The sequence below is a fragment of the Rhizobium sp. CNPSo 3670 genome, from assembly GCF_057784555.1.
The window spans coordinates 1-22,252 of the sequence record NZ_JBXSOL010000053.1 but is presented as its reverse complement, the minus strand read 5'-3'; the positions used below and the strand labels follow the sequence as shown (position 1 = coordinate 22,252).

At 57.4% G+C, this 22,252-nt stretch carries 21 protein-coding genes and 1 pseudogene; 8 read left to right on the top strand and 14 right to left on the bottom strand.

The window, feature by feature from the left end:
* Nucleotides 1–216: 216 nt before the first annotated feature.
* On the top strand, nucleotides 217–1,362 hold the full coding sequence (locus AC13QO_RS28370) for an RHE_PE00001 family protein (RefSeq protein ID WP_488542571.1): 1,146 nt from the start codon (nucleotides 217–219) through the stop codon (nucleotides 1,360–1,362).
* Nucleotides 1,363–1,446: 84 nt separating this feature from the next.
* Here the strand turns inward: AC13QO_RS28370 and AC13QO_RS28365 are convergent, their stop codons facing one another.
* From AC13QO_RS28365 to AC13QO_RS28350, 4 genes are all read right to left on the bottom strand, one after another.
* Nucleotides 1,447–2,361, bottom strand: a complete 915-nt coding sequence (locus AC13QO_RS28365; protein ID WP_488542570.1) for a hypothetical protein — start codon at nucleotides 2,359–2,361, stop codon at nucleotides 1,447–1,449.
* On the bottom strand, nucleotides 2,318–2,680 hold the full coding sequence (locus AC13QO_RS28360) for a hypothetical protein (RefSeq protein WP_488542574.1): 363 nt from the start codon (nucleotides 2,678–2,680) through the stop codon (nucleotides 2,318–2,320). The genes AC13QO_RS28365 and AC13QO_RS28360 overlap by 44 nt, the downstream gene beginning before the upstream one ends.
* Before the next feature lie 572 nt (nucleotides 2,681–3,252).
* Entirely contained in the window at nucleotides 3,253–3,795 is a 543-nt protein-coding gene (locus tag AC13QO_RS28355; protein WP_488542569.1) for an Imm42 family immunity protein, read from the bottom strand.
* 405 nt (nucleotides 3,796–4,200) lie between these two features.
* Complete coding sequence (locus AC13QO_RS28350) at nucleotides 4,201–4,647, bottom strand: hypothetical protein (protein WP_488542568.1); 447 nt, start codon at nucleotides 4,645–4,647, stop codon at nucleotides 4,201–4,203.
* Nucleotides 4,648–4,657: 10 nt separating this feature from the next.
* Here AC13QO_RS28350 and AC13QO_RS28345 point away from each other — a divergent pair, with 10 nt between their 5' ends.
* Nucleotides 4,658–5,062 carry a hypothetical protein gene (locus AC13QO_RS28345; RefSeq protein WP_488542567.1) on the top strand — a complete coding sequence of 135 codons (405 nt, stop codon included), beginning with the start codon at nucleotides 4,658–4,660 and terminating at the stop codon, nucleotides 5,060–5,062.
* Nucleotides 5,063–5,090: 28 nt separating this feature from the next.
* Here AC13QO_RS28345 and AC13QO_RS28340 read toward each other — a convergent pair whose 3' ends face one another.
* Together AC13QO_RS28340 and AC13QO_RS28335 are read right to left on the bottom strand one after the other, a co-directional pair.
* A complete protein-coding gene (locus tag AC13QO_RS28340) occupies nucleotides 5,091–5,798 on the bottom strand; it encodes a GspE/PulE family protein (RefSeq protein WP_488542573.1) in 708 nt (235 codons plus the stop codon).
* A complete protein-coding gene (locus tag AC13QO_RS28335) occupies nucleotides 5,756–6,577 on the bottom strand; it encodes a type II secretion system protein GspD (protein WP_488542566.1) in 822 nt (273 codons plus the stop codon). Before AC13QO_RS28335 ends, AC13QO_RS28340 begins: the two co-directional genes overlap by 43 nt.
* A 304-nt stretch (nucleotides 6,578–6,881) precedes the next feature.
* Between AC13QO_RS28335 and AC13QO_RS28330 the strand changes: the two genes are divergently transcribed.
* A complete protein-coding gene (locus AC13QO_RS28330; protein WP_488542565.1) occupies nucleotides 6,882–7,124 on the top strand; it encodes a hypothetical protein in 243 nt (80 codons plus the stop codon).
* Here AC13QO_RS28330 and AC13QO_RS28325 read toward each other — a convergent pair.
* Nucleotides 7,020–7,457 carry a prepilin peptidase gene (locus tag AC13QO_RS28325; protein WP_488542572.1) on the bottom strand — a complete coding sequence of 146 codons (438 nt, stop codon included), beginning with the start codon at nucleotides 7,455–7,457 and terminating at the stop codon, nucleotides 7,020–7,022. The two genes, AC13QO_RS28330 and AC13QO_RS28325, sit on opposite strands and share 105 nt — an antisense overlap.
* Nucleotides 7,458–7,492: 35 nt before the next feature.
* Here AC13QO_RS28325 and AC13QO_RS28320 point away from each other — a divergent pair, with 35 nt between their 5' ends.
* Nucleotides 7,493–12,619 carry an RHS repeat-associated core domain-containing protein gene (locus AC13QO_RS28320; RefSeq protein WP_488542564.1) on the top strand — a complete coding sequence of 1,709 codons (5,127 nt, stop codon included), beginning with the start codon at nucleotides 7,493–7,495 and terminating at the stop codon, nucleotides 12,617–12,619.
* Nucleotides 12,616–12,972 carry a hypothetical protein gene (locus AC13QO_RS28315; RefSeq protein WP_488542563.1) on the top strand — a complete coding sequence of 119 codons (357 nt, stop codon included), beginning with the start codon at nucleotides 12,616–12,618 and terminating at the stop codon, nucleotides 12,970–12,972. Before AC13QO_RS28320 ends, AC13QO_RS28315 begins: the two co-directional genes overlap by 4 nt.
* Nucleotides 12,973–13,105: 133 nt before the next feature.
* On the opposite strand, the pseudogene AC13QO_RS28310 reads toward AC13QO_RS28315, so the two are convergent.
* A pseudogene (locus AC13QO_RS28310) lies at nucleotides 13,106–13,381 on the bottom strand (MBL fold metallo-hydrolase); the annotation flags it as partial.
* A gap of 111 nt (nucleotides 13,382–13,492) precedes the next feature.
* Here AC13QO_RS28310 and AC13QO_RS28305 point away from each other — a divergent pair.
* Complete coding sequence (locus AC13QO_RS28305) at nucleotides 13,493–15,037, top strand: toxin TcdB middle/N-terminal domain-containing protein (protein WP_488542562.1); 1,545 nt, start codon at nucleotides 13,493–13,495, stop codon at nucleotides 15,035–15,037.
* Here the strand turns inward: AC13QO_RS28305 and AC13QO_RS28300 are convergent.
* From AC13QO_RS28300 to AC13QO_RS28280, 5 genes are all read right to left on the bottom strand, one after another.
* Nucleotides 14,990–15,523 (bottom strand): C39 family peptidase, encoded by a 534-nt coding sequence (locus tag AC13QO_RS28300; protein ID WP_488542561.1) that lies wholly within the window; start codon nucleotides 15,521–15,523, stop codon nucleotides 14,990–14,992. The two genes, AC13QO_RS28305 and AC13QO_RS28300, sit on opposite strands and share 48 nt — an antisense overlap.
* A gap of 35 nt (nucleotides 15,524–15,558) precedes the next feature.
* Nucleotides 15,559–16,302 carry a hypothetical protein gene (locus tag AC13QO_RS28295; protein ID WP_488542560.1) on the bottom strand — a complete coding sequence of 248 codons (744 nt, stop codon included), beginning with the start codon at nucleotides 16,300–16,302 and terminating at the stop codon, nucleotides 15,559–15,561.
* A 71-nt stretch (nucleotides 16,303–16,373) separates the two neighbouring features.
* Nucleotides 16,374–16,622, bottom strand: a complete 249-nt coding sequence (locus tag AC13QO_RS28290) for a hypothetical protein (RefSeq protein ID WP_488542559.1) — start codon at nucleotides 16,620–16,622, stop codon at nucleotides 16,374–16,376.
* A 21-nt stretch (nucleotides 16,623–16,643) separates the two neighbouring features.
* The gene (locus AC13QO_RS28285) at nucleotides 16,644–17,036 is read right to left on the bottom strand and encodes an ester cyclase (RefSeq protein WP_488542558.1); all 393 of its coding nucleotides are present in this window, start codon (nucleotides 17,034–17,036) and stop codon (nucleotides 16,644–16,646) included.
* 493 nt (nucleotides 17,037–17,529) lie between these two features.
* Nucleotides 17,530–18,669, bottom strand: coding sequence for an epoxide hydrolase family protein (locus AC13QO_RS28280; protein ID WP_488542557.1), 1,140 nt, complete (start codon nucleotides 18,667–18,669; stop codon nucleotides 17,530–17,532).
* A 143-nt stretch (nucleotides 18,670–18,812) separates the two neighbouring features.
* Between AC13QO_RS28280 and AC13QO_RS28275 the strand changes: the two genes are divergently transcribed.
* Nucleotides 18,813–19,760 carry a LysR family transcriptional regulator gene (locus AC13QO_RS28275; RefSeq protein WP_488542556.1) on the top strand — a complete coding sequence of 316 codons (948 nt, stop codon included), beginning with the start codon at nucleotides 18,813–18,815 and terminating at the stop codon, nucleotides 19,758–19,760.
* Nucleotides 19,761–19,882: 122 nt separating this feature from the next.
* On the opposite strand, the gene AC13QO_RS28270 is transcribed toward AC13QO_RS28275, so the two are convergent.
* On the bottom strand, nucleotides 19,883–20,815 hold the full coding sequence (locus tag AC13QO_RS28270; RefSeq protein ID WP_488542555.1) for a nucleotidyltransferase and HEPN domain-containing protein: 933 nt from the start codon (nucleotides 20,813–20,815) through the stop codon (nucleotides 19,883–19,885).
* A 425-nt stretch (nucleotides 20,816–21,240) separates the two neighbouring features.
* On the opposite strand from AC13QO_RS28270, the gene AC13QO_RS28265 reads away from it, so the two are divergent.
* A complete protein-coding gene (locus AC13QO_RS28265; protein ID WP_488542554.1) occupies nucleotides 21,241–21,573 on the top strand; it encodes a hypothetical protein in 333 nt (110 codons plus the stop codon).
* Nucleotides 21,574–22,252: the final 679 nt, after the last annotated feature.

Genomic DNA, 22,252 nt, shown 5'->3' with positions numbered 1-22,252 from the left:
TGACGCGCGTTGCCTCGTCCAAATAAGTATTGAAGTGGCTGGCCGAGGGTGCGTCAAATATAAAGTGAAAAATTTATGTCTTAGTGTTGGCTATCTCGATCATTATTCCTAACCTCCGATAAGCATTACTTATCGGAAGTGATGAGTCGTCTCAGTGATATCGGCCAGTGACGAACCGTAAGGTAATGATAGAGTTCGTTTAGCAAACCATTTACCATGATTTCAATGCGTTATGATTTGTCGAAATTGCCCATCACAAACTTGCTGCGGCCGATTTCGGACGCCGGCATCGCGATGGCGCGTCTCGACGAGCGCATTGCCCGTTCGCCGGTCGGCGCGGGCTGGATCGAGCGCATGCATTTCGGCGACGCCTGTGCCTCGCTGTGGATCGACGGCGAGCTCGTCCACCTCGAGGACCTGGTGTTGCACGACGCCGGCGCCGATATTCGCACGCCGACCCATGAGCTGACCATCGCCACCGACGTCCTGCGCAGCCGCCGGCGGATCACGGCGCAACCGGCCGCGTGGGCGCTGAGCCCCGAGGGGCTACGTATACTTCGCGGTCAAGGCGGGGATATGACACCCGAAGCGGGTGGTCCCGGTGGCGCCGGAGTCGCCACCGGTCTGCCGGCAGCCGATGCGACGCTGCCGAACGGGGAAGGGGAGGGGCCTGACGTTTCCGATCCCCTCGCGGCGGAGTTGGCGGCGATCGACGCGGTCCTCGCCCGTTCCGACGCCGCTATTGCCCAGGCCCAGGCACCTGGGCGCGTGGGAGGGAGGGACAAGGATCCGCTCCTTTATGATCTCGACTGGGACGAGGATGAACGGCTTGCTGAATGGCGCACAACCGTCGGCGAGACAGAAGGCCTGCCGCCGGTGCTGCGGGCGATCATCGCCCTCGATGCGTGGAGCGTGCTGCAGGTCCTGCAACACGCTCCCTGGCTTGGCCGGCTGCTCGCCGCGGCGATCCTTCGGGAGGCCGGCATCACGACGGCGGCGCATCTCGCCGCGTTTAATATCGGCCTCAAATCGATATCGGTGGATCGCCGCCGGCATCGCCACCGAGACACGCGTCTTGCCGCTATCCTCGATGGACTCGCTGCGACGGCTGAGTTCGGGCTCAAGGAGCATGATCGGCTGTCGTTGACGCGGACGATGATGGAACGGCGGCTGGTCGGCCGGCGCGCGTCGTCAAAGTTGCCGGCGCTCGTCGAGCTCGTCGTGGCCCGGCCGCTGGTGTCGGCCGGCATGGTCTCCGAAACCCTCGATGTCACGCCGCAGGCGGCGCTCCGGATTGTCGGCGAGCTTGGGCTCAGGGAGATGACCGGGAGGGGGAGGTTTCGGGCGTGGGGGATCCTATAACCATGTGCGAACTAAATCTGAGCTTGGCGGATGCCCGGGCGCTTTGCGCCCGGTTGATGTGGAGTTTTCTACTGAACGCGGCGATCAAGATGAAGCTATGACGAAACCTGGATTGAGTCCCGCAAAGCCGCGCTGATGATGTGAGGCGACGCGCTGATCGGGACTGAGGAGATTTATGTCGATCATTTGGTTCAGAGGACCGCCATGAAGCAGGCGGAGCACCTCTGACAAGGCCAAAGAGGCTGCGACCGAACCCACGAATGGTGCGCCCACTGCCTTTCCTGCCAGCAAAGTCATGCCACAGCGGTCAAGCACGCCATCTTCCATAAGCTTGGTGTAAGCTGGCCGAGCCTCGACTTTTTCGCCTTCGTGGTTTTGCTTCCAGATGTCCGAGGCACTACGCCGGCCCGGCAACACATGCAGCCGCATGGTCCGGAAATCTCGATAGCCACGGCCGAGCCCGGCTTCGACAATCAGATCGAACCCGACTTGGTCCAAAGCTCGCCGTCCGGCGCCGTTGTCTAGTCCACAAAGTGCCACCGCCGGTTCATTCGGCTGACGCTTGAAATCTGCCGCGAACAAGCGTTCCTGCAGAGAGGTCGTGAAGCCCCGTTCCTCCGCCCATGCCGCCATCGCCCGCGTCTTCTTCTGACCGACCATGGTGGCGTCCGTAAGAATGGAGGTGCTTGTCGTCGACTCGGTAATCACGTCGACATCCTGAAGGATAAGTTTTACCGCTGAAGGGTCCTGGTAGGGCAGGAGGCCAAGACCCCACAGATAGGCTTGGCCCAGATGGCCAAGGCCGATCAGCCACAGACGCGACGGCAGGTAGGTCAATGCAGGTTCGCTTTCGTCCGATTGCAGCCAGTCTACGTCCGAGCCCGGGCGCCATAGCGAAAGCCCGACCGGCCGTCGTCCGACCGCGGACGAGCCGCCACTGACGTAGAGGAACGCTTCATTCACGGCGAGACCTGCTGCAAGCATTCCGGCTAACGGCATAGCGCTGCCGCCGGTCGGACGAAGCTCGGAGTGGATCGGTAATATAGCCATCCCCGCCCTTGGACAGTTGGCCGACGGACACCGGCGGAGCACCATAAGAGACGAACTGCCCGCTTCCCGGATGCATGGCACCATTGAAGTTCTGTTCCGGTTGCGCTCCGCCAATCGCACGGGAAGAAAAACGAGTGGTCGGGAGGGGTTTTCCGGTGGAATCAAGCTCGTTTAACTTTACCGCCAGAACGTCTTCGACAGCATCCGTGGAGCTACAAGCGGCAAGCAACAGCAAGCCGAGCATACAAACAGGCACCACAGATTTCATGAAAGAGACTCACGCGCTTCTAATGAAACGACAATAAGCACGGGACGATGGGCCTGCATCCGACAATACAAAAAATATTACTAATTTCCACAATTTTTAGTCGATATTTAGTCGATGATCCCAAAGAAACGGGCTTCTTTTACCGCAGAAAGACCGCGCCGCAATGGTAGCATTCGGAGCCAAGTGCCTCGGCCGGCGAGATCCCGCACTAGCCGGGCCTGCGCGCCGTGCCGAAGCTACGTTCTCTGGCGGCGTGCAATCCTTCAGCTACGCCGCTACCTAGTCGCCGGATCGGGCAGCGCAAACCGCCCAATTTCGCCGCAGCTGCCGATCACGGCAGGTGGGTGTGATGCTTGGTCCCGCCTGCGTCAGGCTTTCGCAGCCATTGGCGTTTGAGCCTCTCGATGAATGCAAGGCATTCCATGTACAACCAGGCGCGGCTTCGTTGATTTTTCTGAGAGGCTCTTTTTGAGAAGTGCGGCTTTCATGCTTAATTGTTTGCCGTCGATCCGAATGAGACCGTTACGGTGCGCCAGCAGCAGATGGACAATGCGGGCTCATTATTGCGACTGTTAATGATTTCGATCCCAGTCGGAAAAAAAGAAACCAGACCACCTCTTTAAAATATTATAAAATTCAACGCTCGACACCTGTATTTCTGAAATGTTTTCGGCCGGATCAGCGTTGATGAAGGCAATTATTCTTACCTTTTCTCCTTCATCGAGTTGAAAAACATGACTACCGTCATCGAATGCCGCGTCTCCATCTGGCGCCCAGATAATTTTATTATCTAAAATCTCAACTAATAGTTTTCCATCCTTAATGTCAACTGGAATATTGAATCCGCTTCCTATGCCATAATTTTCATATTGATAGACTGCCACAATGTCGGCAGCACTCAGTGATTTTGATAAAACATGTCTCCCCTCGTCTTTTATTCTATTTTTTACCTCAAAGTATGAATTTCCAAGTATTGACGCATCTTCTTTCCGCACTCCATATCGATACGAGTTGAGATATATATTAAAAAATCCGATGGCCATCTGATTTTCAGACTTTAAGAATTTACTTACACCACTTTCTATCGCAAACTTTTCTTTTTTCCCAAAAATCATCTTCACCTCCTTGTACCGAGTTCGTTTTTGATTTCTTGCGGTATGTTTTGGCTTCTAATTGGATCCGTTCCAGCAGTAGAGCCATTCCAATGAGTGTCTCCGTTACTTGGTCTGCTGAATCTGTGGATATTTCCATCTACGTCTTTAGCCCATCGAACCCCAGTTTTGTCCGCCACTGAATTTTTGTATAGCTCCTGAACATTGTTTGGCTCCGGACTCTTAGAATTGGGGTGATGTTTGGGGTTTGAAGTTAGGTTAGCCCGCTCATCCTCTTTGGGTTTGTTACTTTTTTCGTCTTTGTTATTTTTTCCGTCATCGTTTTCCGGATCCCCACCCGCGGCCCCATAGTCGCCCTCACCCAGCCGGTGCTCGACCAAGGTGGAGGCGATCAGTGATACCTCTTCGTCATGCGATAGAGATTTGAGATAGACACCGTTCGCTACCGCCGCGCCAGCCGGCCGTCGCCGTTCGGATGCAAAAGCCTTTGCGCCGCTCACGTGCAGGTCCACCAATTACGATCGTCGGTGTGTCGTCCGGCATGGTGCCAGGTGTGCCGCCCAGTGCCACAACAGCATCGACCAAGGTCCGCCCGAGGGGCATTGCCAGCGACAATGGCGTTTCCAGTGGACCGCTAACAGAAACCCCGCCCAGGAAAACCCGATGACCAAGGGCGATAGTCGTAAGCAACGCGGCCTGCTGTACCGGGTCGGCTGCTTCGGCAGGATCGATCTCGACGGCCAGCCGATAGCCTTGAAACAGGGCTTTTGCCTCCTCGACGCTGGCGGCCGCGCCACTGTCGATCGCATGTTTAATCAGCCGGTGAAGGGAGTCTGCCGAAATCGGTGTGGTCATGATGTGTTCCTTGTTAAATCAATCCGATATGGAAAAAACTGGGGCGCTCCGATGCTGGCACCGCCTGCCATTGCTTGCTTCCGAGATAGCGATAGATGCCGATACCGGATCGCGGCTGAGCGCCAATCGCAAAATCGGGGAGGATCAGGGCGATATGCCCGGCACGCGAGATCATGGGATGATCGCGATCAGAATTGCTCTGCCCGGAACCCAGCGGATGGACATGAACATCGGCCACGACCGTCAGGCCACGCGCCTTGCAAATCGCCCAGAGGTCACTGAAATACCGCCCATTGAAACGGACGATGCCGCTGTCGAGCGAATGCGGGTCCAGATCGTCGTAGAGGACGAAATCGACGATGCGCGCTGCGCCGCCCTCGCGATACCCGTGCGCTTTCGGCCATCGGCCACATAGAGGGAATATTTGAATTTAGCCATTGCGACTAGTCCGCATCGATGACACGCAAGACCTCATTCATCGTGGTCACGCCCCTGGTCACGAGAGCTCGCCCGTGCTCGCGCAACGAGGTCATGCCGTGCGCGATCGCCACCGCTTCGAGATCCTCCTCAGTGTTGCTTGATCGCATTGCCTCACGGAAGCGCTCGGAAACCTCCAAAATCTCGTAGGTTGCCGTGCGACCCTTAAATCCGGTTCCCTCACAAACCGTGCAGCCGACCTTGGTCGGGAGATGCCGGCAAGCTTCACAACATTGCCGTAGCAGGCGCTGCCCGATCACGCCTCTGATTGTGGCCGCCAGCAGAAAAGGCTCAACTCCCATATCCCGGAGCCGGTTGAATGCACCGATTGCGCTATTGGTATGCAGCGTCGAAAGAACAAGGCGTCCTGTAAGGGCCGCCTGGATCGCAATCTCCGCCGTTTCCCGATCGCGAATCTCACCGACAAGGACAATATCGGGATCCTGACGCAGAACGGACCGGAGCGCCGTTGCAAATGACAGCCCGATCGCCGGGTCGATCTGCAATTGGGTGATGCCGGCAATACGGTATTCGACCGGGTCTTCCACCGTGAAGATCTTGACGGTGGGCCGGTTGAGGCCGGCAAGTATCGAATAAAGTGTTGTCGTCTTTCCGGATCCGGTCGGGCCGGTTACGAGAATAAGACCATTGGGCCGCCGCGTGAGATTATCGATCCTGCTGGCGGACGCCGCATCATAACCTCCTGCTGGATATCGAGCATGACACGTCCGGAACTGTTCACCCGCGGTATGACCGACAGAATGATGCCAGTGTCCTTCAACTCGATGGAATTGATGACAGGAGAATCCCCGTTCACGCTGGCGGCCTGCTGTGTCACGATCGGAACCTGGTCGCCGACTTGCAATGTCGCCTTTTGATTATTCAACGCCATCAGGGTCGGCGCGGAGACAACATTCACATCCGTGATGCTGGAAAGCGCATTTAGCGTAACGCGGATATCATTGGTCGCATAGCTCCAGCCGAAACCGGGAAAAGCCATTCCGGTCCCACCGCTGGCGAGATCCGAAAATGAGACGCCGAAATTGCCGTTCTCGAAAAACCAGCGAAGGCCGAATTTCAGTTCATTATTCAACGTAACTTCTGCGATCACAGCTTCGAGCAGAACCTGCGTCGGGACAACATCCAACTGGCGCAGAAGTTGCTGGATATGCTCATATTCACGCGCTGTCGTCGAAATCAGCAGCGCGTTGTTTTCAACATCTGCGACGATCGATGTTTTGACCTTGGCAGGCTCCGCACTATAGCCCGCGAGCTCGGCCGACGGCTCCGTTTGAGGAGCCTCGGCCGTTTGCGACTGATCGTCGTTGGTCGAAAGGTTCGCTTGTTCAAGATTGGGGGCCACTGCGTTGTTGGGCGACTGCAGGGTCGGCACCGTCGCTCCCGGTTCGGTCACCTCCTTGCGGAGCACCCGGCCCATCTGGTCATAGGCCATCGCCGTCACCGCGCCGCGCGCATCCGTCTGGCGGATCAGCCGGCTGGCATCGTCATAGTCATAGGACCAGTTGCCGAGATCCGGATCGCTTGCCGTCAGTCGATTGCCGAGCAGGTCGTAGCTGTAGCTCCATTGCGCCCCCTTGGGATCACGCACACCCAGCAGACGCTGTCAGCACCGGCGCAATACTCCCCAATAGTGCCGTTTGAATCTTCCCCAGGTGCTGCGGCCGCCGGTCTTCCGGGGCGCGCCCCGGAAGACCGGCGCGTCTTCGCCGATACTCCTTCCGATGGTCGGAAGGGGAATGTTGGTGATCAAGCTGAGGGAGACGATCATGATCCTGGATCTGCATCAGCAGGGGCTGACGGTGTCGGCTAAAACCTTCGGTCGCCTGAATGCGCGCGCGCGCCCGATCTTCATTGCGCAACATATGTTTATCCATTTATCCAATCGCCTGACTGTAAAAAGTGTGGAAGTTCCAGGTTGCGAACAACGCAGCTGCCAGGAACGGGCCGAAAGGAACCCGAAGGGACGCGATGCCCGCTGAGCGCCGGGCGACGACGCAGAAATAGAGCAAGGCGAGAGCTGAAGCCGTGAACAGGAAAGCAGGGAAGATCAAGGGATCCAACCAGATCGCGGCTGCACCTGCGAATTTCACATCACCCAGTCCAAGGCCGACGACGCCTCTCAGGCGCCAATGAGCATATCTGATCCCCCAGAATAACAGCAGGACAAGGACACCGAACAGCAATGCCGCCAATGCTGTCGGGTATCCAAATTGCAGCTTGAAGACGATCCCCGTCACGGCAACGATCGCATTTAACCCATCGGGGATCACCAGCCGTTGGAAATCGATGTAGCCGATCGCAAGCGTGCATATGGCGAGGATACGAAGCGAGGCCCGACTATCAGCCGGTGGCCAACGGCTCCGGCATTACATGGAACCGCTTCCGGCTCAAATCGGTCGTTTATAGCGTGGCTGCCGAGGCCGGTATCAGCGGCGGCTATGTCCTGGCCTACGACCAGGCGCCATTCTCCAATGCATCCCGCTTGGTGCGTGTCGATCGGTATGGCCGCGATGCGGTGGTTGATGCCAATGACAACATCACCGGCGGGACGCACAAGGTCCTGCGGACGATGGTCTATGACAACATCAACTACAGCTATACGAAGCTGAGCAACCAGTTCCCCGCACCAACGTCTGGAGATGGTGCAAAGCAGCTTTCCTATTTCCTCTCCCGGCAAGTCGGCGACCTCAACTTCGATGGCAGGGATGAGTTTTACGGCTCATTTCTTACCTATCATTACGATTCGGGTTTGCGCACATATGTGGCCGAGCCTCTCAAATTTACGGTGACGAAATTTACCGGTACCGGCGCCGTCGCCGGCACGTCGACTGTCGCTGTACCAACAAATTCTTGCTACGAAGGAACACTGCTTCCGAACTATTTCGGCGGTCGTTATGTGTCAGGCAAGCTGACAAAGGACCTCGCATTCACCTATAACATCCGAAATCGATGCAGCATTATCGACAGGACCCGTGTTAGCGGCATCATAGCAACCGACTCCTCGCTGAATGTGTCGGCTTCGCTGTGCCCGAACGCCAATACTGCTGTCTGTAACGCTATCCCGACGGATTACAACGGCGCCAATGCTGTCGAGAACGCATCGGTCGACCCCGACGGCGATGGATACGACCAGCTCTTCAATGTCGGCAACGACATCCGGGGAGTTGCGGATTTTCTCGGCGGGGGCCGCCAGGGTTACGTCAGAGGTCAGAATCTCAGCGCTTATAAATATGCAGGCGGTTCGTGGCCGTCGCAGGCAATGAACATCGACTGCAGCTCCGCCTCGTATTACTGCGCCCTTGCGGATATGAATGGCGATGGGACGACGGATGTTGTCAAGGCGACGCCGTCCGGATCGGGGACCTACGTGGCAACGGTCTGGCTTGGGACCGGCAGCAGCTTCATCCAGGTCGCAAGCGGGCTGGCCCTCGAGGGCACGCCGATCCTACGCGACGTGGACAATGACGGCAAGGTCGATGTCGTCGCTGCCAAGTCTCGCACGGATACCGATCCCTTCAAGGACCTGAGGGCTTATGCCCTCTGGTTCGGAAGTGCCGGCAACAGGTTGGTTGTTTCGCCATTCCTGCAACGCGGTTCCGGTCTGTCGGGCGATTTCAACGGCGATGGTCTTCCCGACTTCGTCGCTTCGCAAACGGACACGGTGATCTCCAATGCCGGCTCCGGCAATCCCAATCTGTTGCGGAAGGTCACCTTGGAGACCGGCGGGACGATCGCGGCTGACTACGCCCCATCGACGAGCTTCTCCAACGTGTTCATGCCAATGGTCATGCATCCGGTGACGAAGCTGACGGTCAATGACGGACGCGGAAACGTGGCCGTCACGGGCTATTCTTATTCGGGAGGACGATACAATCCCCCGGCTCGCAAATTCCTTGGTTATGCCACTGTCACCGAGACAAAGCCGATCCTAGCCGGAGATACCGCCGCTCCGATTGTTGTGACGACGTACCGGCAGGATCTGGCAAGTTATGGATTGCCAGACACCACGACGATCCGGAATAGCGCGAATACGGCATCCAAGACAATCAACGAGATCTACGACGCCAGCATCGCCTCCAAGCCGTATAAGGCCCGCAACATCGCGACGGTGACCAAGCTGACGGAAGGCTCGATAGCCTACCTCCGGACGGAGCGCAGTTTCGATGCTTACGGCAATGTAACCGAGATCAAGGATCGCGGCCGCACGGTGGATGCTGCCGGCACCGAGAATGTCAATACCACCGGCGACGAGAAGACGACGACCTTCACCTATGCGCCGAACACCTCCGCCTATATCGTCTCGCTGCCGACCTCGAAGACGGTCCGCTTCGGCGTCGATGCGGCGTCACCGGTCGGCAGCAAGGAGGACTACCTCTATGACGACGCGACAGCGGTCGCGACGCCGCCGGTCAAGGGCAACCTGACGCAGAAGCTTGCCTCTATGAGCGTCGGCAGCACGCCGCGGATATCACCGGCCAGCTATGGCTACGACAGCTACGGCAACCGGATCTCCGAGACCGATGCGCTCGGCAACCGCACCGAATGGGACTACGACGCCACCTATCATCTCTATCCGGTGGCGGAGCGGGCGCCGCGCTACTTCGCCAACGGCAGCTTGACCGGCGACAGTCGCTTCGTCAGCGCGACCAGCTACGATCTGGTCTGCGGCCAACCGGCGACGAAGACCGACTGGAACGGCATCGTCGAGACCTACACATATGACGCCTATTGCCGGCCCTATGGTTATGTGAATGCCGGATCGGGCAATTACCTCAACACCCGCTACGAGAACGAGGGCAGCCCGACGACACAGGCGGTGGTGACCACTTCGCCGCGGACCAACGGGACAGGTGAGGTCTTCAGCCGCACCTATTATGACGGGCTCGGCCGGCCCTGGCGGGTGGAGACACCCGGAGCCTCGGCCACCGGCCCGACACGGATCACCGACACGGTCTATGACGCCCGTGGAAACGTGCTGAAGACGTCGCTTGTCCGATTCAAGGCCGCCGAGAACGAGCCCGAGACGGTACAATGGACGATCAACAGCTATGACTGGCAGGATCGGGTCATCAAGACGGTCAATCCCGACAGTAGCCAGAAGCTCTACCAATATGCAGCGCAGTCGGCTCTCGTTGCCGGCGTCACCAGGCTGCCGGTTTCGCTGACGGTGATGACCGACGAGGAGAACCATCCGCACCGCAGTTATGCTGACGCCGACGGCAACATCATTGCCCTGCAGTCGCAGCTCGGCACGGCATGGGTGACGGAGAACCGCAGCTACGACCCGCTCGGCCGTCTGCTGAGTGTGCGCGATCCCAAGGGGGCGCAATGGACCTACACCTACGACCTGCTCGGCAACCGGCTGACGGCCAGCGATCCTGATCTCGGCAACTGGTCGTATGACTATGACGAAGCCGGCCGGCTGATCCGCCAGACGGATGCCCGCGGCGCGGTGACGGCGATGGCCTACGACCAGATGGGCCGGGTCACTCGCAAGGAGGTGACGGAGCCGGGTGCGACGGTGCCGACACTGCTGGCTGAGAACAGCTATGACGAGCCGGCTGCCAGCGGTTCGTCGCACAATGCCGGCATGCTGACCAGGGCGGAGAATGCCAATGCGACGGTGACCTATAGCCGCTTTTATAACGGCGCCGGCGACAAGAGCATTACCAGCACGACTCTCGACGGGGTGGCGAGCACGACAACGGTCGAGCACGGACCGAGCGGCAAGACGACGTCGATGAGCTATTCGCCGACGACCGTCGCTGTCGGTGAGACGACCACGCCCTGGCTCTATAACGAGGCCGATCTGCTATCGGGCATTCCCGGACTGATCGATTCCACAAGCTACGAGGCCGACGGCCAGACGAAGACGATCACCTATAGCAACGGCGTGACGGCGAGCTTCAACTATTCGCCGACCCGGCGCTGGCTGGACCGGGTGACGACGGCGAAGGGCACGACGGTACTGATGGACAATCAATACGGCCGCGACAAACTCGGCCGCATCAAGACCATCACCGGGCTGACAGCCAACGACAACTGGACCTACGGCTATGACGATCTCTCTCGCCTGACCGGCGCCGACAATGGCGGCGACAACAGCCTCGACGAGACCTACAGCTACGACACCAATCACAATCTTCTCTCGCGCACCCGGATCGGGGCCTATACCTATCCGGCGGCAACGGCGGTGCGGCCGCATGCGGCAACGCAGATCGGCGCCAAGACGATCGGCTATGACGCCAACGGCAACATGGTCTCAGACGGGACCCGCACGCTGAGCTGGGACGGCGCCAACCGGCTGTCGACGGTGACCCAGAACGGCGCCACGGTGACGCTGTCTTACGGTCCGGACGGAGCCCGGGTGAAGAAGAGCTGGGCCTTCGGCACCATTCTCTATCCCGACGCCAATGTCGAGATCGATCGCTCGACGCCGGGCACCGATATCTACACGCTCTATCCGCATCCCGACGCCAAGATCGTCGTCACCGATGGCAGCACGATACAGGACAAGTTCTTCCTGCATCGCGATCATCTGGCCTCGGTGCGGCAGGTGACCGACGAAAGCGGCACGCTCGTCGAGCAGACCGGCTATGCCGCCTATGGCGAGGCCACCAACAGCAGCTTCCAGACGAAGAAGAGCTATATCGGCGAACGCTTCGATCCTGAAACCGGACTGATGTATCTCAATGCCAGATATTACGATCCGGCATTCGGGCGGTTCATCTCACCGGATGATTGGGATCCGACCAAGGAAGGGGTGGGTACCAATCGATACAGCTATTCCGAAAACGATCCGGTCAATAAGAGCGACCCGAACGGGCACATCGGAGGCACGGTCGGGAACGCTGGGATGAAAACGCTTGCCGAAACATTTGGAAATGCTTTACGTGCACTGGAGAGTTTTTTTGGTGGAGCGACAGGTCAATCTGCAGCTCGGTCAGCCGCAGGCGCTAGGACCTTTACAGCGGCGGGACCATCGGGCTCACCAGCAATGGCTGTCGCAGCAACTACCACGGCGGCGCTTCTCGCAACTACAACTTCGACCGCCACTAAGGAACAAGAAGAAGCTAACAAGCGCCTTGTCTATCGAGGGCTTCGACAAGATGAAGTCCCTTATCTCCCAACAGGTTTGATGGCGAAAGATCCCCTTGCCCAACTCGACCCGAGCTATCATATTGCTGATGACGGCCAGGAGCGCAGTCAGTATATCTCGACCTCTAAATCCCTCGCCGTAGCGCAAGAATATGCGACCAGCGGAAGAGCGCCATCAGATACTGTTGTTGCTATTGACCTCAACCGGGTTCCGAGCAAACACTTTGATTATTCCCAAGGTGGTACTGGGAATCTAAAAGCTGACAGCCTTGCTATCGCAGATCAGGAAGTCCTAATCGAGAGATATGTGCCCGCAGCGGCGATTGTCGGGATTATGAGAGGTGCCAATGGCTGGACAATGCGAGGCAAACGATGAAATTTGCTGATGAAATTCGACGGGAATTCAGTCGCGATGGCTTCTTCTATAACATCCGGAAGATGACTTTCATAAAGATCGAAGCCGTGAGAGCCATTGAGAAGATACGCCATCTTGATGCTGGTGCGTACAGTGATCGCGAAAAATTGGAAGTGGCTCTGTTGATTTGGGACCTTCCAATCTTGATGTTGTGGTGGAGGGATGGATGTGTAGATATGGGAGCAGACAAAAGCGAATACGAGGCGTATGCCCGCGAGTTGCAGCGCATTGTCGAAGAAAAACTCAAAGTTCTTTTGGATAAGCCGTCGAACAATGGCGGTCTATCCAGAGAGAGCTCATCGAATCAGAAATGAGTTGATGCCGCAGCAAGGGTTATCCGTTAGCTGACGAGCATGTCGTGACATTCGCCACAACGCGGCGACACTCGACTTCCACCGGCAGGAATGGAGCGGCCTTTCCCGATTTGGCAGCCCTCGGTGTAAAGGATCAATCCTGTCGTGTGGTTTGATCTTCTATAGCCGCAATGTATCTCGCGATCGATCGCTTGATGACACGCGATCCGTCGCGTTTGATCGTCCTAGCTGAAAATCCCCGGTAGATTGCCTCGAAGCGGTATGGACGCACCGATTCTCCTATGCCCTTCACTGTTCGGGCGTTTAACGGGATGAGGTTCGGGAAACTGCGCATGAAGCTTACATATCTGCGATCGAGCGTTACCTGCATAGTGTCGCCGGTGAACAGCGCCTCGCGACCGTCTTCCAGCCGCCTCGCTCGTTGAGCTCGCTGAGGCTGACGCCTCCCAGCCGTCGTTTGGTCTCGCCCGTCGCGAGGCCCTCTGGGTCCATCAATATTACAACCGATTCCTCGCTGAATGTGTCGGCTTCGCTCTGCCCTGGCGCCAATACTGATGTCTGTAATGCCATTCCCACGAACTACGACAGCGCCAATACGGTCAAGAACGTTGCGGTGGATCCGGATGGCGATGGGTTCGACCAGCTCTTCAATGTCGGCGATTCCATCCGCGGAGTTGCGGATTTTCTCGGCGGCGGCCGTCAGGGGGTGGTCAGGGGCCAAGGCCTTGAGTCCCTGAAATATGCAGGCGGTTCGTGGCCGTCGCAGGCGATGAACATCGACTGCAGCTCCGCCTCGTATTACTGCGCCCTTGCGGATATGAATGGCGATGGGACGACGGATGTTGTGAAAGCGACGCCGTCCGGATCGGGGACCTACGTGGCAACGGTCTGGCTTGGGACCGGCACCAGCTTCATCCAGGTCGCAAGCGGCCTGGCCCTCGAGGGCACGCCGATCCTGCGCGACATGGACAATGACGGCAAGGTCGATGTCGTTGCTGCGAAGTCTCGCACGGATACCGATCCTTTCAAGGACCTGAGGGCTTACGGCCTCTGGTTCGGAAGCGCCGGCAACAGGCTGGTCGTCTCGCCGTTCCTGCAACGCGGTTCCGGCCTGTCGGGCGATTTCAACGGCGATGGTCTTCCCGACTTCGTCGCTTCGCAACCGGACACGGTGATCTCCAACGCCGGTGCCGGCAATCCCAATCTGCTGCGGAAGATCACCTTGGAGACCGGTGGGACAATCGCTGCCGATTATGCCCCGTCGACGAGCTTCTCCAACGTGTTCATGCCAATGGTCATGCATCCGGTGACGAAGCTGACCGTCAACGATGGGCGCGGAAACGTGGCCGTCACGGGCTACTCTTATTCGGGAGGCCGATACAATCCGCCGGCTCGCAAATTCCTTGGTTATGCTACCGTCACCGAGACCAGGCCCGTTGCTGCGGGAGAAACTTCCGCTCCCATCGTTACGACGACCTACCGTCAGGAACTGGCAAGCTACGGGTTGCCAGACAACACGGTGATCCGCAACAGCGCCAATACGGCCTCCAAACGGATCGCTCAAGAATATACGATGACAAGTTCGAAGCCCTATATGGCGCGCAACAAGGCGACGGTGACGCAGCTGACGGAAGGCGGCACGACGGCCTACCTGCGGACGGAGCGGAGCTTCGACGCCTTTGGCAATGTGACCGAGATCAAGGACCGCGGCCGCACGGTGGACGCCGCCGGCACCGAGAATGTCAACACCTTGGGCGACGAGAAGACGACGACGTTCACCTTCGCACCGAACACCTCCGCTTACATCGTCTCGCTGCCGATCTCGAAGACGGTCCGCTTGGCGTCGATGCCGCGTCACCCGTCGGCAGCAAGGAGGAATACCTCTATGATGCGATCGGGCAACTTGTGTGCAGGGCTGTCGCGAGCAAATAACAGCTTTCGCGAGGGCGATTGGATCACGAGAACGGTGAAAAGGACGATGGCGGCGACAATTGCAACACCAGCGTATCGATCGTCACTAGAAAAAAATCACGACATGCGCCGGGAGCATCAGCAATTCCTCTAAAGTGATCCGCGTTCTCAGTCCTCCTTGCCCTGCTGGCCAAGGATCGCGCACATCCAGGACCTTGCCATCATCCGAGTATCCGTACACGACATAATAGTGGATCGCTGTACCGACTATGAAAATTCGATCATTATCTATCTCGGCCTGGACCAGCTTGGCGGTGAGACTTTGCACAAAGCGGCCGCCGGTAGCTGTGTTATCGAACGCATTCCATTGCGTACGTACCAACTGCACAATCTGGCTTCGCATATTCGCTCCGCCGTCTTCGTGCTGCCCGGCAGAGGCGTCCAGCGCCTCAGCCAGCTCCCATCGCTCTTGAACTGCAGGATCGAGTTCGGCTAGCGACCAGGTAATTCTCCTCGCAATGTGGTATTGCGACATCGCAGGGAGACCGCGGTAGTTCCTCACCATCACCTCTGCGGCTGCGAAGCACCATGATGGCGTCTCCTGAGCGACCAGAGCTGGAGGTTTTGTGACTGTCGGCATTGTCGGCTCCTTCAAGAACGTCGGAAGCGGGACTATTAGTTGTAGCTGATCAATGGGAGCCTATATTCAGTCTCTATCCGCGCTCGTGTTACAGCCACATCTTCGAGGGTGGCCGCAGAAGCCGCTCCACCCGTCAGGAAGTCCCAGGTTTCCTTCATGCGTTGCCTTGCCTCGTCGCGCTCTTCCTTCGTCAATGTCGAGATTTCGTCCAGCTGAAGTGCGAAAATCCCAACGAAGTCAGACCAGGAGATCTTTGCCACGTCAACGTTCGAAAGCACATAGGAAAAGGCCGTTGCCTGCTCGATCTTCGTCTTCAACGAAGCCGCCGTCACCGATCTCGACCAAGCCATTAAATCGACCCGATAGATCGCAAAATCCGTGGCGTAGACGAAATATTTGCTTGTTGTCATGGATTGCCCCTCAGTCGCCCCCAGAAATACCTCAAGAGCCTTTGAGAGTAACGAAAACACGCCATCGATAATATTGTTCGTGCCGCCTTCTATGAAGCCACCGACTGCTGTTTTGATCACGTCCGGTATGTCCTTCATATTATGCGAGCTGAAAGCCCTGGACATTCCGTCGGTGCGAAGGACCTTCGATATTGGCACCGTCTTGTTCGTGCCGTGCCCAGCATCCAATATCAGTAGATTGATTTGCTTCGTAAACAGTTCGCGTTTGGTTTCGCCCAAAACCTCCAGGGTTTCCAAGGCTTCTCGCTCGGCTTGAGCCAGGTCACTCGATCCGTCGAACTCAGAAATAAGCTTGCCAAACACGGCCATGGTTCTCTCCTGTTGGGAACGCTGCCCATCTCTCCGGGCAGGAACAGCTATAGCAACAGGACAACCTGTAGTCACGTATACTTAGAGATACAATTAATAAGTTTGTGACTCGCTTTTAAGCCACGTGGCAGATTGGCACAATTCCCAATTGTGCCTTTGAAGTGATCGGAGCCATAGCTTGTTGCCATGGTGTTCACGTTCTGGGCGACGAAGGTCGCATAATGGATCGACTGGAAGTGGCTGTGCCGACGAACGGAAAAATCACCGATTGCCAGACACTGCTGTTTCCGGCCAGGGATCTCCGGTTCGATTTCTTTCAAGAGCAGCTCTTTTCGCGAGATTTACCTCAGGAAAAGCTGAGTCTCTATCGCGGTCTTGTCGAGCACTGACCATACCCTGACAATCTTATCGTTCTTATATTCATAAAAGACATTTTCGGAGAACGACACGCGCTTGCCATTTACAGGAAGGCCGAGGAACTCGCCGCTCGGGCTGATATCAAATTTGAGGCGACTCGCCACTGTGTTATGGTCGGACACTAGAATGCTTACCTCGAAATGCAGGTCTGGGATCTCGCGAAACTCTCTCTCCCGCGCTTGTCGATAGGCATCAAGTCCGACCACCTCGCCGTTGTAGGCAACCTCAGTGTCGACGTAGTATGCTAAATTGCCCCAGTCTTGGTTGTTGAGGCAATCGATATATCGACGGTACAAATCCGAAAGGGCAGTAGCCAATTCGTTCCTCCTTGGCTTCAAGTCATCTGCTCGTGGAGCCTGATGATAGCCCTCGCAAATCGACGGGTTGCACTTGCGGCACGTTGCGGCCGGCGTCGAGGACGCGATGTTCGTGAAAACCAATGAACATCTTTTGCATGGTCTGACGTCGCTCCTGGCTTCAAAGGATCGTTTACCTCGTCGATGGTTATGGTCAGCACTGTTATTCGAGTCTTGTGGGCCTGGTTGGCTTCAAACTCCTCCAATGCGACCTCACAGGCCTCAAAGCCGAAATGAGAGTCGATAGCAACTTATCAGGACGTCTACGAACTCCGGATTTTCGAACGCGTCGGCCGACCTCGCAAACGTGGCGCCGTCGAGTGCTGTTGCCGCTGATGTCGTAGCCAATGCAGGATACCAGCCTTCGATTCGTTCCAACCACAGGGCTGCCGCCACGCAAGAGGCGTTTCCGCCCCCGTCTCAACAGTTCTCCTGCCTGTTCCATTCGTCCTCCTCAAAGCCTGCCTTCTTCAATCTTGGCGATGAACCCTCGCAGGTCGGCGAGCATCAGTTCCGGTTGCTCGAGCGCCGCGAAGTGGCCGCCCTTCGGCATCTCGCTCCAATGAACGATGTTGTAGCTTTTTTCAGCAAACGATCGGGGCGGAGGCAGGAATACCGGATCGGGAAACGCCGCCACGCCCGTTGGAACGTTGATGCGCGTACCTTCCGGAAATGTCTGGGATCCCTCCAGACGCTTGCCGTGATAGATCCAGGTCGAAGTGACAACCGATGACGGTGCCAGGTATAGCATAATGTTGGTCAGCAGTTCGTCTTCGGAGAACTTGCTCCAGAGATCTGGACTACCGTCTGCCATTGTACTCAGGTCGGCCCACTTGCCAAATTTTTCCAATATCCATCCAGCCGCTCCGACCGGGCTGTCGGCAAGCGCCACCCCCAGCGTCTGCGGGCGAGTCTCTTGTTCGTGATTATAGCCCGTCTCCCAGTCGAGGATCGCGGCTCGCCTTTTGACCAGGTCCTCCTCTTGCGGGGTAGTCGGGACAACATCCTTGGCCAGGACACTGACCATGTTAAGGTGGAACCCAAGCAACGCGTCTGGCTGGCTATAAGCCATCCAACTTGCGATCCCTGCGCCCCAATCCCCTCCCTGTACGACGTATTGGCGACCCGGAAACAGCCTGGTCATGAGCACATGCATCAGTTCGGCTGCCCGCCGTGGTCCGATGACGCCCGTGATCGGCTGTGAAAATGCAAATCCGGGGAGGGAAGGGACGACCACGTCGTGCCCGTCCAAGACGAGCGGATCGATGAGGCGTTCAAACTCAAGATAGGATCCCGGCCAACCATGCAGAAGGAGGACAGGTGACTTGGCGCCCTCACCTTTGGCGTGCAGGAAGTGAATTCCTTCGCCCTCCACATCTGTCTTGAAATTAGGAAGCCGGTTGAGACGCTGCTCAACCTCGCGCCAATCATACTGATCAAGCCAGTAGGCGACGAGGCGCTTGAGGTCGCTCACTCCGACCCCTGCCGACCAGCCGCCGACATCGGTGAGCTGAGACCAGTCATACGCCTCGACCTTGTAGCGGATCGCAGCGAGGCGCTCATCGGATATGTGGATCTTAAATGGCGAGATCATCCTGTTCTGCCCTCCAATTTATTCGACCGCGGGTTAACTCCACGAACGGAAGGTTACATCATTCGACCAGGCGCAAAGATGGGCTTTTCTTTTGGCCTGTGTATCCCACCTTTCCGCGAAGATCTTTTGCGCAGGACGCATAAATGGATGGAGTGGAAGTGACAGGTGATCTTGAGGTGTTCACGTTAGTCGCCGAAGCGGGAAGCTTCTCCGCGGCCGGTCGCCGGCTCGGTCTTGCGCCATCTTCGGTCGCCAGGATCGTCGATCGCATCGAAGCAAGGCTTGGGGTCCGACTGCTGCTGCGCAGTACTCGATTGCTGACAATTACGCCGGAGGGCACCGCCTACCTATCGGCGGCGCGCAGAATTCTCGCGGATCTCCGCGAAACCGAGCAGATGATCTCCGACCGGAGTTCCCCGAGCGGTCGTCTTCGGGTGACCACGTCCATCCAGTACGGGAGACTGTCGCTGGTCCCGCTTCTGGGCGAGTTTATCAGGCGGTATCCCGGCATCTTGCTCGACATCAACCTCACCGACACGATCGTGAACATCGCCGCAGGGCAAGCGGACGTTGGCATCCGCTTCGGTCCCGTGACCGACGAGGGGTTGACAGCGCGAAAGCTCGGCGAAACGCGCAAGGTGATCGTGGCATCCCCGGAATACCTCGCACGTCGAGGCACGCCGCAGGTTCCAGAGGACCTTCATGATCACGATTGTTTGGGGTTCAACTTCAAGCGAGTTGCCCCAACCTGGCCGTTTCGGAAAGATGGGCGTGATTATCCGTTGACTATCAGAGGCAGTGTAGAGGCAAACAACGGCGAGACGCTGGGGCAACTCGCCGCTGAGGGTGTCGGAATTACGCGCGTGGGAACACAGACCGTCGAGGACGCGATTCGGACCGGGCAACTCGTGCCGCTTCTAGAGGAGTTCAATCCCGGCGAAGTGGAGGAGATCCATGCGGTATTCGTCGGCGGAGCCCACATGCCGGTGCGTGTCAGGTGTTTCGTCGATTACCTCGTCGAAAACTCACGCCTCCTTGGCATTGGCCGTCCGGTGCGTCCGGAACCGGCGGTTCCAATGCCTGATGTTTGAGTCTACGGGTTGAGTGTAACAGCGGTTCGATTCCCTTCAACTGCACCAGGCGTGGGAGACTGGATCTCAAATTCTGCTTTCCTTAAAACCAACAGTGGCAATCCGGCATCGTATACAAAAGGTTAAAGCCCAGCTGGGGACCCGCCACGACTGCAGTTTCGCGCGAGCATCTCCAGATGTTCCGAGCAGATCGTTTTGACCAATCCAAGCAGTATCGTGGTTTGCTCGGCAAGCCAACCCAGTGCCTCTCCGCCGATTTCGAAATGCTTCGAATACCGCGCTTTAACGTATGCTTCATTCAGTGTATTGAACCACGCGCGCTCGCGATGCTGATCACGAGGAAAGGCCTCGGCCAGTCGTCTATCCTGCTCCTCGGCGAGTGAGCGGAGAAACTTAATGTTGTGAGAAGGGGGGCCGTAATTGGTCAGTGTGAGCAAGATGCACGCGTACGCTTGCTCAACCGTCTGGTGCAAATCGAACGCGGCCACATCAAAGTTGCCTCTGGTGATGTGAAAAGCTGCGCCTTCGGCAAACTGCTCCAATAACCTCATCCGATTTGCAAAATGGTCATTGGCCACCCGCAGCCGATCGGCTGGTGATAGCGGTTTGGGTTCCGCAAGCGGTTCATCATCGAGCTCGTAGAGAATGATGCCTTCCTTGCGGATGTCGGAGAAGAAGTATTGCCCTTCTTTGAGGTAGGTGTTCACCTCGCGCCTGGAATGGACGATGAAACTCACCGGCGTTTCGATCGTCTTGTCGTGAATCAGCCGGTCTGCGGCCTTGTTCCAGTACTCGGCGAACTCACAGAGCTTGCGGTTGTTGACGATGATCAGGAGATCGAAGTCCGACCGGTAACCCTTCATCGTAAAAGGCTCATCCACCCAGCCACCCTTGGCGTAGGAGCCAAATAGGATGATCTTCAAAATACGGCCGCGCTTCTTGAACTCCGCCGTGCCGTCTTTCAGCGCATCCTCGAATTCCTCATGTAGAATTTCCAGAACGCGGCCGAGCTCACGTTGCTTGCGGAGCGGCATATGGTTGAGGGATGTTTTCATGATGAAGAAAAATGGCCGCGGCAGCTGACAAATGATTTGATGAACTCTGATCAGGCGATTCTACACGGGTCGTCTCAAACCACAACCGTAAATGGACTGATGATCCGCCTTGCATAGCGGCGGCGGACGGTGCCGATCTCGCGTATCGATGGCCGTCAACATTCGGACGACATGCCCCGATGACCGGCCGCGAAATCATGGTGATAGTGGGCTTCCTTTAGCGGCGGCCGGTGGCGCGTGCGGGCTCGTGTCGAGGCAAAGGTGAAGGTCGCCGAGACCAAGACCAATAAGGTCGGCGCGCCCTTGTACCGCCCCCACACCGGCGAATTCCAGGTTACCAAGCCGGAACAAGGCAGACCAGGTCGGCGCCGTTCATCGGAGGTTAATTCTTATTAACCCAGAATCGCACCTGAAAGGATGCGCCGATGAAGATGCTTTTTTCCTCGATTGCAGCCATGGTCTTGTCTGCATCGTTCGCCCTGCCGCTAAACGCCGCGCCGATGGTTGTGTCGAAAGCGGTAGCGATGCACGCCGCGAGCTTCGATCTGGTCCATTACCATCGTTACGGTCACGGCCATGCGTACGGCCACTGGAAGAAACACCGGTACGCTTACCGCGACTGCCGATATTACGGGTCGTGCTATCGTCCGCGGTATTACGGCCACCGCGACTATCACGGCTATCGCGACTATTACGGCTATCGCGACGATTACCCCTATCGTCGTCGCTCAGGTGTGACCGTGTATCTCGATTTTTAGTCGCCAATACAAGGTAACGAGCGCGCCGTTGGCTCACCTGCGGCGGCTGGTTTGTTTTCGGCAGATAAACCGCACCTCCGGCCATCTCCTGAAAGTGCGCCATGCGGGCGCACCGATTTCATTTGGAGATCGACATGCATCACAACAAAAATCCAACACAGAGTGCCACCTGCCGTCCACGCAATCCGTAGAACAAACGGAATTGTCCGCTATGAAAAACGTGCCGATGGCCCCTGCATCGGTATCGGTCCGGCTCCTCCCAGGTCCGCTGAGTGGAAGGCAAGGTCTCCCGCAGGGATGGGGCATATCGGCGGTAGTTGGTGCTGCAGGCCAAGCCTCCCGCCTGCCTAGACTGCGCGGCCGGCAAGGCAGGCAATCTCCGCCTCCGACTTGCATGCGCCATGGCCAACGCTTTGTGACATGGCACGTACCCCTCTGCAATGGCACTGACCAGCCTTGGCTGGTTGGCTAAATCTACTCCTGGCAGGTGAACGGCATTGAAGATCGGCTGCATGCTCGCCCTCACGATGGTCAGGCGCGGCGGTTCAGGCAGCGCTCCGGCCATGTGCGATGCGAGCGACGTGATCAGCTTTGGATTTGCCGCTCTGCCTCCTTCACGACCTCGCGGTAGTGGTGCTGCCATCGCGTCCTGCCCCGGCTCTTGGTCCTGCCAGGCTCG